Annotated in this window: 8 protein-coding genes and 6 pseudogenes; 6 read left to right on the top strand and 8 right to left on the bottom strand. The window is 67.6% G+C overall.

What is annotated here, in order from left to right; genetic code table 11:
• Positions 1-3: 3 nt before the first annotated feature.
• A pseudogene (locus AXF14_RS10310) lies at positions 4-981 on the bottom strand (IS30 family transposase); the annotation flags it as partial.
• A gap of 54 nt (positions 982-1,035) precedes the next feature.
• Here AXF14_RS10310 and AXF14_RS10315 point away from each other — a divergent pair.
• Positions 1,036-2,384: pseudogene (locus tag AXF14_RS10315) on the top strand (IS256 family transposase).
• 32 nt (positions 2,385-2,416) lie between these two features.
• On the opposite strand, the pseudogene AXF14_RS14540 reads toward AXF14_RS10315, so the two are convergent.
• From AXF14_RS14540 to AXF14_RS10335, 4 genes and pseudogenes are all read right to left on the bottom strand, one after another.
• Positions 2,417-2,800, bottom strand: a pseudogene (locus AXF14_RS14540) (helix-turn-helix domain-containing protein); the annotation flags it as partial.
• Entirely contained in the window at positions 2,800-3,531 is a 732-nt protein-coding gene (locus AXF14_RS10325; RefSeq protein WP_067943018.1) for an IS3 family transposase, read from the bottom strand. The gene AXF14_RS10325 and the pseudogene AXF14_RS14540, both read right to left, overlap by 1 nt.
• Before the next feature lie 42 nt (positions 3,532-3,573).
• Complete coding sequence (locus AXF14_RS10330) at positions 3,574-3,972, bottom strand: transposase (protein ID WP_084355515.1); 399 nt, start codon at positions 3,970-3,972, stop codon at positions 3,574-3,576.
• Positions 3,938-4,396, bottom strand: a pseudogene (locus AXF14_RS10335) (ISL3 family transposase); the annotation flags it as partial. The pseudogene AXF14_RS10335 and the gene AXF14_RS10330, both read right to left, overlap by 35 nt.
• Positions 4,397-4,420: 24 nt before the next feature.
• Between AXF14_RS10335 and AXF14_RS13755 the strand changes: the two are divergent.
• Positions 4,421-4,645, top strand: coding sequence for a hypothetical protein (locus tag AXF14_RS13755; protein WP_150118473.1), 225 nt, complete (start codon positions 4,421-4,423; stop codon positions 4,643-4,645).
• A gap of 25 nt (positions 4,646-4,670) precedes the next feature.
• On the opposite strand, the gene AXF14_RS13335 is transcribed toward AXF14_RS13755, so the two are convergent.
• Positions 4,671-6,371, bottom strand: coding sequence for an ABC transporter ATP-binding protein (locus AXF14_RS13335; protein WP_084355516.1), 1,701 nt, complete (start codon positions 6,369-6,371; stop codon positions 4,671-4,673).
• A 152-nt stretch (positions 6,372-6,523) separates the two neighbouring features.
• Between AXF14_RS13335 and AXF14_RS10340 the strand changes: the two are divergent.
• The 4 genes and pseudogenes from AXF14_RS10340 to AXF14_RS13345 all read left to right on the top strand — a co-directional run.
• Positions 6,524-7,711, top strand: a pseudogene (locus AXF14_RS10340) (ISL3 family transposase); the annotation flags it as partial.
• A 300-nt stretch (positions 7,712-8,011) separates the two neighbouring features.
• Complete coding sequence (locus tag AXF14_RS10345; protein WP_067938828.1) at positions 8,012-9,085, top strand: IS110 family RNA-guided transposase; 1,074 nt, start codon at positions 8,012-8,014, stop codon at positions 9,083-9,085.
• A gap of 324 nt (positions 9,086-9,409) precedes the next feature.
• Positions 9,410-10,762, top strand: coding sequence for an IS30 family transposase (locus tag AXF14_RS10350; RefSeq protein WP_236756285.1), 1,353 nt, complete (start codon positions 9,410-9,412; stop codon positions 10,760-10,762).
• Positions 10,763-10,797: 35 nt separating this feature from the next.
• Positions 10,798-11,103 (top strand): annotated as a pseudogene (locus AXF14_RS13345) (integrase core domain-containing protein); the annotation flags it as partial.
• A gap of 91 nt (positions 11,104-11,194) precedes the next feature.
• Here the strand turns inward: AXF14_RS13345 and AXF14_RS10360 are convergent.
• Entirely contained in the window at positions 11,195-12,082 is an 888-nt protein-coding gene (locus AXF14_RS10360) for an ABC transporter ATP-binding protein (RefSeq protein WP_067944328.1), read from the bottom strand.
• Between the two features lie 5 nt (positions 12,083-12,087).
• On the bottom strand, positions 12,088-13,143 hold the full coding sequence (locus tag AXF14_RS10365; protein ID WP_236755560.1) for an ABC transporter permease: 1,056 nt from the start codon (positions 13,141-13,143) through the stop codon (positions 12,088-12,090).
• Positions 13,144-13,206 lie beyond the last annotated feature (63 nt).

The following is a 13,206-nucleotide window of genomic DNA, read 5'->3' on the forward strand; positions in this document are numbered from 1 at the left end:
GATTCAAGGGGTGGTCGCAACACGTGTGTGTTGGAGGGAGTGTAGGTGATGGTTGAAGACCTCGTTGGGGTTCTTCCATCCCAGGATCTTTCGGGGCCTGTCATTCAGGGTGTGGGCGACGGCCTGGAGGTCCTGGGCGCTCCATCGTGATAGGTCCGTGCCCTTGGGGAAGTACTGGCGCAGGAGTCCGTTGGTGTTCTCGTTGCTGGGACGCTGCCACGGGCTGTGGGGGTCGGCGAAGTAGATCTTGGTGCCGGTGGCGGCGGTGAGGGCGGCGTGGGCGGCCATCTGCCCTCCCCGGTCCCAGGTGATGGTCTTGCGCATTTCCAGTGGGAGGTGGCTGAGTGCCTCCTCCAGGGCCGTGGCGACCGCGTCGGCGCTGTAGCCGGAGGGGCGGGACCTCACCCGCCCGGGCTCCTGATGGAGGTCCTCGCGCTCGGTACGCGGCAGGTGGACGAGGATCGTCATGCGGCTGACGCGCTCGACCAGCGTCGCGACGGCGGACCGGCCCGTGCCGATGATCAGGTCTCCCTCCCAGTGCCCGACGACGCTGCGGTCCGAGGCCTCCTGGGGACGCTGAGCGATGAGAGTGTCGGCAGTGACGTGCCCCTGGGGCTTGCTGCGTCGTCGCTGGCGAGGCTTGCGAAGCGCCCGCCCCGTGCGCAGGCACGCGGTCATCTCGCGCTCCAGAGCACCGCGTCCCTGGATGAACAGCGCCTGGTAGATCGCCTCGTGACTGATCCGCATCGACTCATCAGAGGGAAAGTCGACCTTGAGGCGGTTGCTGATCTGCTCCGGGCTCCACCCCCTGGACCACGGGCGGTCGGCCCTGCGCGGCTTGCCCCGCCCCTTCCAGCCCGGTACCTCCGGACCGCGCACGGCCTGCCCGTGCGCGTCGGTCACCCTGCCGGCCAGGGCGTCAACGACGTACTGGCCAAGACGCGGGTTGGAGGCCAGCTTCGTCTCCTTGGGGCGCCTGGCGGGCCTGTTCAATGGTTTGTGTAAGCCCTCCTGGAAGGACTGACACTGATGACCATGACGGACGAGAAGACGCCCTCGGGTGGCGCGGGTCGTGAGGCGGTCGAGGCGCTGGTGGCCTCCGGTGGCCTGGACGGCCTGTTCGAGCAGATCAACTCAGGGCAGGTCGCCCTGACCGGCTCGGACGGGCTGCTGCCGGCGCTGCTGAAGGAGACCCTGGAGCGGGGCCTGCAGGCCGAGCTGACCGACCACCTGGGCTACGACAAGGGCGAGCGAGCCCCGGCGGCGCGGGGCAACGCCCGCAACGGATCCAGCGTCAAGACGATGGACTCCGAGGTGGGCCCCTTCGAGATCGAGGTGCCTCGGGACCGTGCCGGCACCTTCACGCCCCGTCTGGTGCGCAAGGGTCAGCGGCGTATGGACGGCCTGGATGGCATGATCATCAGCCTGTACGCCGGGGGTATGACGGTGCGCGAGATCCGCCACCACCTGGAGTCCACCCTCGGGGCGGGGGCTGTCGGCGGGGACGATCAGCAACATCACCGACGCGGTCGCTGACGCCGTCCTGGAGTGGCAGATGCGGCCGTTGGAGGAGTTCTACCCGGTGATCTACCTCGACGCGATCCGCGTCAAGATCCGTGACCAGGGGCGCGTGTCCAACAGGGCGGCCCACATCGCCGTCGGGGTCGACATGGAGGGCGTTAAGCACGTCCTGGGGATCTGGGTGCAGGCCGACGAGGGCGCCTCCTTGAAGGGCGGCGCGTGTGCGCCCGGGCTCGGGGCCGCGGCATCCAGGACGTCCTGATCGTGTGCTGCGACGGGCTGACGGGCCTTGCCGAAGCGGTCGAGGCGACGTGGCCCGACTCGATGGTGCAGACCTGCGTGGTGCACCTGATCCGCTCCTCGATGAGGTTCGTGTCCTACGGGGACCGCAAGAAGGTCGCAGCCGCCCTCAAGCCCGTCTACACCGCCTCCAGCGCCGATGCCGCCGCGGCGGCCCTGGACCGGGTCCGCGGCCTCACCGCTGGGGACCCGCTACCCCGACACGGTCGGGGTGCGGGAGAGGGCCTGGGAGCGGTTCACGCCGTTCCTGGCCCTCCCTCCGGCCCTGCGGCGCGTCATCTACACGACCAACTCGATCGAGTCGCTGAACTACCAGCTGCGCAAGGTCACCAAGAACCGCGGACACTTCCCCTCCGACGCCGCAGCCGTGAAGCTGTTGTGGCCGGCAGGTGTGCAACATCGAGGACAAGCGAGCCGCTGAGAGGACCAAGGAGACCGGCCTGACTGCCGAGCAGCGCCGCAGCCGAGGACGACTCATCCAAGGACAGGCCACCAACGGCTGGAAGCAGGCCCTCGCCCAGCTCACCGCCGCCTACCCCAACCGAATCAACCCCTACCTCTGACAACCCCACTTACACAAAAACATTGACAGGCTCCGCCTGGCGGCCTGCTCGGCCTTCCACTGGGCCACGCTGGCCCTGTACACCACCGCCCCGCCGCGGGTAGCGGCGTTCCGACGCAGCTCACGACTCACCGTCGCCGCGCTGCGGCCGATCGCACGAGCGATGCTGCGCACGCCCTCGCCCTTGGCGTGAAGGACGGCGATCTCCTCTCGCTCGTCAAGGCTCAGGTATCGGCCGGCGGGCTCGGCCAACGACATCGGTGCCATCCCGCCACCTTGGCGGAACCATCGGGCCCCCACGGCCGCCGACACGCCGACGGCCTGCGCAGCCTGCTCACTGGAGAACCCCTCAGCCACCAGGCGCCAGAAGTCGCGGCACGCGACCCTGGACACCGGCGGTCGCCCCGGAGAACGCATCACCTCACGAACCGCACGATCCGCCCGCCACTGCCGACGCCGACCCTGATCCTCAACCACCGACAACCCCTCCGATCCTCGCAGTGTTGCGACCACCCCTTGAATCCGCCCTGCACCCCACGGTCGGAGTGGTGGACGAGGCCAGCAAGATCAGCGCCGTCCTTGTGGCGTTGCCAGATGCCCATGTTCAGGGCGTCCAGGGCGAGGTCGGTGCGCACGGGCTGGCGGGTGGTCTGCCAGCCCACGATGCGACGCGAGTTCACGTCCGTGACAAAGGCGACGTACACCCACCCCGAGAAGGTACGCACGTAGGAGGGGGTACCTCCCGCTTGCGGGGGAATGTCGGCGACCCACAGCTCATTGGGCTGGAATGCCGAGAAGTGGCGGTCCACCAGGTCCGCGGGGCACTGCTCACGCGGTGCGGAGCGCGTCGTGTGAGGCGTCTTGGCTCGCCGGGTGCCCCGCAGCCCCAGGCTCCGCATGAGGCGCTCGACCGTGCAACGGGTCACGTTTCCCTGCCCGTGCCTCTCGGCGACCAGGGACCGGTTCAGCATGACCTGCATCTTGCGGGCCCCGAACGCCGAGTAGTTCTCAGCATGAACGGCACGGATCTCGTCCTTGAGGACCTCGTCGCGCCTGGCGCGTGGTGAGGGCGGGCGGGTCCTTGCCGCGTCGACGGTGGAGGGGGCGATCTTGACGCCGGCGCTTGTCAGCGTGGAGCAGATCGGCACAGGCCCCGAACTCGTCCTTCTTGGACTCCACGTAGCGGCAGATCAGCGGGACGGGCGGCCTGGCTCCGCCGCGAAAAAAGCCGAGGCACTCTTCAGGATCGTGTTAGCCCTACGAAGCTCGCGGACCTCCAACGCCGGCTCCTTGATCCTCTCAGCCTCGCTCGTGGTGGTACCGGGGCGGGTGCCCTGGTCCACCTCGGCCTGTCGGACCCAGGTGCGCAGAGCCTCCGGGTGAATGACGAGCTCATCGGCGATCCTCTTGAGCGCTCCCTTAGACCTGGCCGGGTCCGCCAGAGCCTCCAGCGTCATCCTCGTCGCCCGCTCACGAAGCTCGATCGGGTACTTCCTTGAGTCCCATGCGCAGTAATCCTTCCTGTCATCACTGCCTCCATCAAACCCGGGGCGCAACAAACAGCCGGTGTCCTTCGGCCAGGACCGCATCGTTGGCGGTGTGCCACGCCACACCCAGCCCCTCGGCGACACGAGCCATGGACAGGTGGCCAACCACGATCCCAACCAGAGCCCAGGCCAGCCCGCCCCGGGAGATCCTCGCCCGCGGCTCAGCCGCCGCGGTGGTGTCCTGACGCCACACATGCGAGCACTCCGCGCACCGGTACCGACGCACCGTCACCAGCAGGGTGGTGGGACGCCACCCGAACGGCGCGTGCGCGAGCCGACGGACGACAGTGTCCCTGGCCACGCCCTGACAACCACACCGACGACACCAGTCGCCGGGTTCCACGACCCGACACTTCAAAACGGCGCGGTCTCGGTTGAGCAGCTGGCCGGTCACCTCCAGGCCGAGCTCGTCCAGCCGGGTGAAGGTAGTCAGGTCAGGGCAGGCGAAGGTAGTAGCGTCAGCCACGTCGAGGTCTTTCGGATGGGCGGTGTGAGAACTCCCATCATCGGAAGACCTCGACCCTCATCCAGCCAGCGACGCACGGACGACCTCTACACCCTCAACTGCGAAGAGCCGAAGAACCACATCGGCAACATCCAGCACGGCACCCCAGAACAAACATACACCGCATTCACCAACTACATCACCAGCCGCACCTTCGACTACAACTTCGAACACCTACCAACAACCCACCCAAACAACGATCTTGTTTAAAGCCAGCCATAGCACCCAAATTCGTTCATTTTCCAGCACCTTCCAAGGTTATGATCTGGTCAGCAGCCTCAGCAAGCGTAGAGCGATGCGTACTTAGAATTATTGTCATCTGCGAGGAAAACTTCTTGAGAACAGAAATCAGCCTGACCTCATTCGCAGAGTCCACCTGAGCCGTCGGTTCATCGAGGATCAGAATTCGGGGGCGCCGCAGTAGCGCCCTTGCAATCGCAATCCGCTGTCGCTCCCCTCCGGACAGGCTTACACCGTGGTCGTCGACGTGAGAGTCAAGTCCGTTGGGCAGACGGCCGATTGTCCTCCCCAATCCGAGGAGTGAAACCATCTCCGTCAAATGATCTTCGTTTGGAATATAGTGATGGACGCCATAAGTGAGATTCTCGCGAATGGTACCCCAAAAGATCGGAGCTTCTTGCTGCACGAATGCCGTAAGGCTGCTCGCTTCTGCGAAAGAGCGAGGATTGAGCAGTGCACCGTCTACACGCACCTCTCCTGCTTCCGGATCCTCAAGTCCACAAAGAATGTGTAGGAGAGTCGTCTTCCCACTTCCTGACGGCCCTCGTATCGCCGTGATTCCGCCCGGCGCAGCCTCCATGGAAAAATCCTTAAGGACAGGATGTTCCGATCCTGGGTATCTGAAACTGATATTCTGCACAGCAACTTTTACTGGCAATGCCGAGGTGAAGGCTGGGTTCGATACAGAATCGTCTTCGACAGCATCTGTCACTGCGGGCTCCTCGAGAACCTCGTTGATACGATGAAGAGCTCCCAGTCCTCGATGAATGGTGGTCATGGCTTGAAATCCGACGATCACGGGCGGGATGAGGGCGCCGAAGTACAAGACGAAGGAGACAAACTCTGCGAGGCCCAGCGCGCCGGATGCAACCCGAACACCTCCAAGGCCGAAGACGACAAGAAAGGCAAGGTTTGCCCCGAAAAGCAGGACAGGCGTAGTCATCGCGTCCCAGGTTGCAGCACGCAGTCCAGATCGCCATGCCCGCACGGCTCTCGCGACAAGACGATCTCTCTCTTTAGACCGCATACCGGAGGTGATCACCGTGATAAAGCCGCCGAGGACCCTATCAAGATCTGCTGACAGCTCCCCCACGTAGTGGTTGACTTCTTCAGTCTCTTTTGTAATCCTTGACAGGAACGTCCAGGATACAATCCCGGCGACCACGAAGATAGCAAGGCTTGCGGCAAACAGCACCGGATCAATTATGACCATCAGCACGATCGCCCCGAGGAACGTGAGAACTGCTCCTACAGCGTCAATCGTACCATCGCTAAAAATTGATCGGAGACTGTTGACGTCGTTGCCGGTCCGTGCGACAAGATCCCCGCGGCGAAATCTCCGATAGCTCGAAAGCCTCCAGAACAAGATGCTTCCTACAAGTCTCTTCCGCGCATCCAGTACTACATGCTCGCCGACCCGTAGAAGCACCCACGATTGCACACCGGAGACAATTACGTCTAATAGGAGCAAGACGCTTAGAATGCATAACGGAACTGTGAATCCGCTATCCTGCAAGGCGGCGTTGATGATCTGCATCATCGCGATTGGCTGCGCCACAGAGATGCTAGCGCCGACAACAGAAAGTGTGACCCCAGCGAAAACATTCAACCGATACGGTTTCAGGAAAAACCATAGTTCACGAGCGCGCGCCTGGGGTCCCAAGTCAGGGAGCCGGCTATCGGTTCGTGTTTCCACGGTGATTTTCTCCTCCTAGATGGGCGGTCAGATCTTATCCGGCTCTTCACGAACGAGGGTGTAGTCGGTTGAGCGCGTCGGTGGCCGGGTAGGGGTCGAGGTCTCCCGGATGATGGAAGTTCTTCACGCTCGCCATCCCGGAAGACCTCGACGTGCTCCACCCTACTTTCGTGACCCCTGACCCCACCGTGTTCTGCCGCCTCGACGAGCTCGGCCTCGTCGCCGTCGGCCAGCTGATCGAGCCGGATCGGGCCACGATCGAATGCCGCGTCGTCGAGGACGACCCGTGGTGTCGGAAGTGCGGTGTCGAGGGCGTGCCGCGGGACACGGTCACGCGTCGACTGGCGCACGAGCCGTTCGGGCACCGGCCGACGACCCTGCTGGTGCGGGTGCGCCGGTACCGGTGCGGACACTGCCGGCGCACGTGGCGCCAGGACATGACGCGGGCAGCGGCGCCGCGTGCGAAGATCTCCCGCGGCGGCCTGGAGTGGGCGCTGGGGGGCATCGTCATCGACCACCTCACCGTCACCGGCGTCGCCGCAGGTCTCGGGGTGTCCTGGAGTGCCGCGAACGCCGCCGTCCTCACGGAAGGCAAGCGGCGCCTGGTCGACGACCCCGCCCGGTTCGACGGGGTCACCACGATCGGTGTCGACGAGCACGTCTGGCGACACACGAGGCTGGGCGACAAGTACGTCACCGTGATCATCGACCTCACGCCCGCGAGGAACAAGACCGGGCCGGCCAGGCTGCTGGACATGGTCGAGGGCCGCTCCAAGGCGGTGTTCAAGCAGTGGCTCGCCGCCCGCCCTGCGGACTGGGCGAAGCGGATCGAGGTGGTCGCGATGGACGGCTTCGCCGGGTTCAAGACCGCTGCCGCCGAGGAACTCCCCGACGCCGTCCCCGTCATGGACCCGTTCCACGTGGTCCGCCTCGTCGGCGACGCGCTGGATGTCTGCCGGCGTCGGGTCCAGCAAGACACCACCGGTCACCGCGGGCTCAAGGGCGACCCGCTCTACAAGGCCCGCCGCACCCTGCACACCGGGGCGAGCCTGCTCACCGACCGGCAGCGGGCACGCCTGGACGCAGTGTTCGCAAGCGAGGAGCACGTCGAGGTCGAGGCGACCTGGGGCATCTACCAGCGCATCGTCGCGGCCTACCGGGAGCCCGACAAGAACAAAGCGAAGGCGATGATGCAGGAGGTGATCGCTGCGATCAGCAGCGGCGTTCCCGCGGCGCTCGTCGAGGTCCGCAAGCTCGGCCGGACCATGAAGCAGCGGGCGGGCGACATCCTCGCGTTCTTCGACCGCCCCGGCACCAGCAACGGTCCCACGGAGGCGATCTGTGAGTCTGGAATCGGCCGGTCTGGGACTGGCTGGTCATGATGGATGTCGGCCGTGTCGACCGGGGTGTGACTCTCGAAGCAATTGGCCCGCTTGCGGTGTCTTTCCGTTGAATTGTCCGCCCGGGTCGGCGCGGCCGGCGCCGTCCGGCCCACCTCGGTGGCCTCATCAGGAGACTGCCCGACCCCTGCGGGGTCGTGGCCCATCACAGATTCGCCCCGACGTGACCTCTTCCCGGACCGGTGCCGGCCGCTCAGCGACCGTGACCCTGTCGGTTTGAAGAGAGGAGCGTCGATCGCCATGGCTATCGTCGCGCATGCCCGCCCGTTCGTCATCGGCGTGGATACCCACGCCCGCAACCACGCCATCTCGATCCTGGCCTGCCCCACCGGTGAGATCGTCGATGAGGCCCAGTTCCCCGCCACCGCAGCGGGTCTGTCACGAGCCGTGTCCTGGGGCGGACGACGCACCGGCGGCGACGCCGGCGTGCTCTGGGTGATCGAGGGCACCGGAACCTACGGGGCACGCCTGGCGCGCGCCGCATCGGATGCTGGATACGCGGTCGTCGAGGCCCCGCGCATGAACGCCCGCGCGAACCGCGGCATCGGCAAGTCCGACCCGTTGGACGCCCGCCGCATCGCCGCCGCAGCGCTCCCGCTCCAGGACACGCAGCTGCGCGAACCGCGCGCTGACGACGGTATCCGCGCCGCCGTCAAGGTGCTGCTGGCATCTCGTGATCACATGAGCACCGAGCGCACCGCGACGATCAACGCGCTCACCGCGCTGCTGCGAGTGGTCGACCTCGGAATCGACGCCCGCCGCCCGCTCACCGCGACGCAGATCGTCACGATCGCGGCATGGAGAACACGCGACGAAAACCTCGCCACCGCTACAGCCCGAGGCGAAGCCACCCGTCTCGCCAAGCGCGTCGCCGCACTCGACACTGAACTCAAGGACATCACCAAGCGGATCACCGATCTCGTCCGCCAGAGCCCTGCAGGCACGCTCCTTGACCAGCCCGGAATCGGGCCGGTCACCGCCGCCGTCGCGTTGACCGCCTGGTCGCATCTGGGTCGCATCAGATCCGAGGCCGCGTTCGCCAGCCTCGCCGGTGTCAGCCCGATCCCCGCGTCCTCGGGCAACACCGTCCGGCACCGCATCAACCGCGGCGGTGACCGACGCCTGAACCGCGCCCTCCACATGGCCATCGTCACCCGCATGCGCATGGACCCCCGCACCCGCGCCTACGTCGAGCGCCGCACCGCCGAAGGACGCAGCCTCCGCGAGATTCGTCGCTGCCTCAAGCGATACCTCGCCCGTGAGATCTACCGACACCTCAACACCGCAGCCCGGGCCCAGCTCAAGACGACTTGACAGACATAGGAGATTCAACGGGCGACCCGAACACCTCCGCGGCTCCGCCCTCGGCTTCCGCAACCTCACCCACTACATCGCCAGATCCCTGCTCGAAGCCGGAGGGTTCAGACCCGCGCTACACCCTCGTTCGTGAAGAGCCGTGTTACGTCAACCAGCATGCACCCGTTCTATATCGCGACCGCATCACTCTCCACCCAACAACACGCCGGAAGGCGGATTCAAGGGGTGGTCGCAACACTGCGAGGATCGGAGGGGTTGTCGGTGGTTGAGGATCAGGGTCGGCGTCGGCAGTGGCGGGCGGATCGTGCGGTTCGTGAGGTGATGCGTTCTCCGGGGCGACCGCCGGTGTCCAGGGTCGCGTGCCGCGACTTCTGGCGCCTGGTGGCTGAGGGGTTCTCCAGTGAGCAGGCTGCGCAGGCCGTCGGCGTGTCGGCGGCCGTGGGGGCCCGATGGTTCCGCCAAGGTGGCGGGATGGCACCGATGTCGTTGGCCGAGCCCGCCGGCCGATACCTGAGCCTTGACGAGCGAGAGGAGATCGCCGTCCTTCACGCCAAGGGCGAGGGCGTGCGCAGCATCGCTCGTGCGATCGGCCGCAGCGCGGCGACGGTGAGTCGTGAGCTGCGTCGGAACGCCGCTACCCGCGGCGGGGCGGTGGTGTACAGGGCCAGCGTGGCCCAGTGGAAGGCCGAGCAGGCCGCCAGGCGCCCCAAGGAGACGAAGCTGGCCTCCAACCCGCGTCTTGGCCAGTACGTCGTTGACGCCCTGGCCGGCAGGGTGACCGACGCGCACGGGCAGGCCGTGCGCGGTCCGGAGGTACCGGGCTGGAAGGGGCGGGGCAAGCCGCGCAGGGCCGACCGCCCGTGGTCCAGGGGGTGGAGCCCGGAGCAGATCAGCAACCGCCTCAAGGTCGACTTTCCCTCTGATGAGTCGATGCGGATCAGTCACGAGGCGATCTACCAGGCGCTGTTCATCCAGGGACGCGGTGCTCTGGAGCGCGAGATGACCGCGTGCCTGCGCACGGGGCGGGCGCTTCGCAAGCCTCGCCAGCGACGACACAGCAAGCCCCAGGGGCACGTCACTGCCGACACTCTCATCGCTCAGCGTCCCCAGGAGGCCTCGGACCGCAGCGTCGTCGGGCACTGGGAGGGAGACCTGATCATCGGCACGGGCCGGTCCGCCGTCGCGACGCTGGTCGAGCGCGTCAGCCGCATGACGATCCTCGTCCACCTGCCGCGTACCGAGCGCGAGGACCTCCATCAGGAGCCCGGGCGGGTGAGGTCCCGCCCCTCCGGCTACAGCGCCGACGCGGTCGCCACGGCCCTGGAGGAGGCACTCAGCCACCTCCCACTGGAAATGCGCAAGACCATCACCTGGGACCGGGGAGGGCAGATGGCCGCCCACGCCGCCCTCACCGCCGCCACCGGCACCAAGATCTACTTCGCCGACCCCCACAGCCCGTGGCAGCGTCCCAGCAACGAGAACACCAACGGACTCCTGCGCCAGTACTTCCCCAAGGGCACGGACCTATCACGATGGAGCGCCCAGGACCTCCAGGCCGTCGCCCACACCCTGAATGACAGGCCCCGAAAGATCCTGGGCTGGAAGAACCCCAACGAGGTCTTCAACCATCACCTACACTCCCTCCAACACACACGTGTTGCGACCACCCCTTGAATCCGCCGAATACGGTTTTGTTTAAAGCCAGCCATACCGACAACAGCGCCAGCTACCGGGCCGGGGCCTTCACCCGCACCGTGGAGGGGCTGGCCAGCCGTCACCAGCGGATCCGGCCCTACACGCCGCACCACAACGGCAAGGCCGAGCGCAACAACCGGATCATGGCCGAAGAGTGCCTCTACACCCGCGAGCTCACCTCACAGACCCAACGCCGCAAGGCGATCGCCGTGGTCAACACCCACGACAACTACTATCGCCCCCACCCCGCCTGCCGAGACCAGTCACCCGCCACCCGAGTCCCCACCACCATCAACAACCTCACGATCCCATACATCTAGCGGCGCTGACGGCCAGGTCGGCGGCGTCACCGGGCCCGTCGGGGTGATCGGGCTGGGCCCCGACGGCTCGGGCTCGCGTCCCCGGCGCCGCTCAGCGGCCCAGCAGGTGCAGGATCCGGCGCCGCAGGCGCAGGAACTCGGCGCCGCCCTCGTCGCCGCGCACCTCCGGCGGAACCACGACGTCCTCGAGGACGTGCGCCGGGCGCTCGGAGAGCACGACCACCCGGTCGGAGAGCCGGAGCGCCTCGTCGACGTCGTGGGTGACGAGGACGGCGGTGAAGCCCTGCGAGCGCCACAGGCGGGCGATCTCGTCCTGGAGCTGGAGCCGGGTGAGGGCGTCGAGCTTGCCGAAGGGCTCGTCGAGCAGAAACAGTCGGGGGCGGTTGACGAGGGCCCGGGCGAGGGCGGCGCGCTGCGCCATGCCGCCGGAGAGCGTCGAGGGGTAGGAGTCGGCGAAGTCGCGCAGGCCCACGAGCTCCAGGGCCGCGGTGATGCGGCGCTCGTCCTTCTCGAGGCGGCCGCGGGCCTGCGGGCCCAGGGCGACGTTCTCGCGGACGGTCCGCCACGGCAGGAGGGTCGAGTCCTGGAAGGCCATGGCCCGTTCGGGGGCCGGGCCGGTGACGGGCTCTCCGTCGACGAGGACCCGCCCGTGGCGCGGTGCGTCCAGGCCGGCGAGGAGCCGCAGGATCGTCGACTTGCCGCAGCCGGACTGGCCGACGAGGGAGATGAACTCGCCGGGCTCGATGCTGAGGTCGATGCCGTCGAGCACGTCGAGGGTGTCGGGCTTGGCGAGCTCGGCCTCGTGGCGGGCGCGCGCGGCGGGGGAGACGAGGCGGATCGCGGACTGCACCCACCCGTGGTCGAGGTCGTGGCTCAGCGGGAACGAGTGCGAGACGGCCTCGAGGCGGACGGCCGCCCCGCGCGGGGCGGTCGGGCGCGCCGGGGCCGTGCCGGGGACGGAGGAGGTCGGGCCAGTCATGGGGGTCACCACCGGACGAGGTCCTGCTGCCAGGCGAGCAGGGAGGAGCGGAGCTTGAACAGGAGCACCATGAGGGCGCGGCAGAACACGATGAGGACGACGAGCCCGACGTACATCCTCGGGTAGTCGGCCCAGCCCTTGACCCAGTTGATGTACCAGGCCAGGCCGCGGTCGACGCCGACCAGCTCGGCGGTCATGAGGGCGGCGAGCGATGTGCCCAGGCCCGTGAAGAGACCGGTGAGGACGTCGGGCAGGGCCGCCGGGATCGCGAGGCGGCGGATGAGGAAGGACTGGTCGGCGCCCAGGGTGCGGGCGACGTCGATGTAGGTGCGGGGCACGGCGCGGACGCCGGCGCGCGTCATCGTCGCCATCGGGAACCAGGCGCCGAAGGCGACGATGAAGGCGGCTCCCAGGTAGGTGGTCGGCAGGACGAGGACGGCGAGCGGCAGGAGGGCCGCAGCCGGCACCGGGCCGATGGTCTGGAGGAGCGGGTGGAGCCAGTAGTCGGCGCGGCGCGACCAGCCCATGAGGAGACCGGTGACGAAGCCGGCGACGGAGCCGATCGCGTAGCCGGTGAGGAAGAGCAGGGCGGAGGACCCCAGGCACGACAGGAGGAGGCGCCAGTCCTCGCCGAGCCCCGCGAGCAGTACCTCCGGGGCCGCGAAGTACGGCGGGTGGAGCAGGTTCGACTTCACGGTCGTCAGCTGCCACGCGATGAACCAGGCTCCTCCGAAGAGGATCCAGGGCAGCCGGTGCGCGAGTGCGGCCGCGGCGTCGGACGCCGGGCGCGCGACGGCGGCGCCGACCCAGGCGGCCAGCCCGACGGTGAGGACGCCGACGACGGAGAGCAGAGGCCCGTGCGGCGCGGTGAGGGCGCCGTCGGCGTCGGGCAGGAGGGCGACGACGGCGAGGTAGACGACCCAGACGGCGAGTGCGGCACCGCCCCGGGTGAGGATCATCGGGCGCGCGCTCGCGCTCGCGGCAGGGGCCGCGGACGGGCGTGCGGGAGGCGCGGGCTCGTTGCCCGTCGTCGGTGCTGGAGAGGCGGCTTGCTGTGTCACGGTGCTTCGTTCTCCCGGTGGGTCGGGGGGCCAGGTGGTGCGCGTGGGTGCGCTGCGCGCGGC

It is taken from the genome of Actinomyces radicidentis (assembly GCF_001553565.1).
Classification (GTDB): Bacteria; Actinomycetota; Actinomycetes; order Actinomycetales; family Actinomycetaceae; genus Actinomyces; species Actinomyces radicidentis.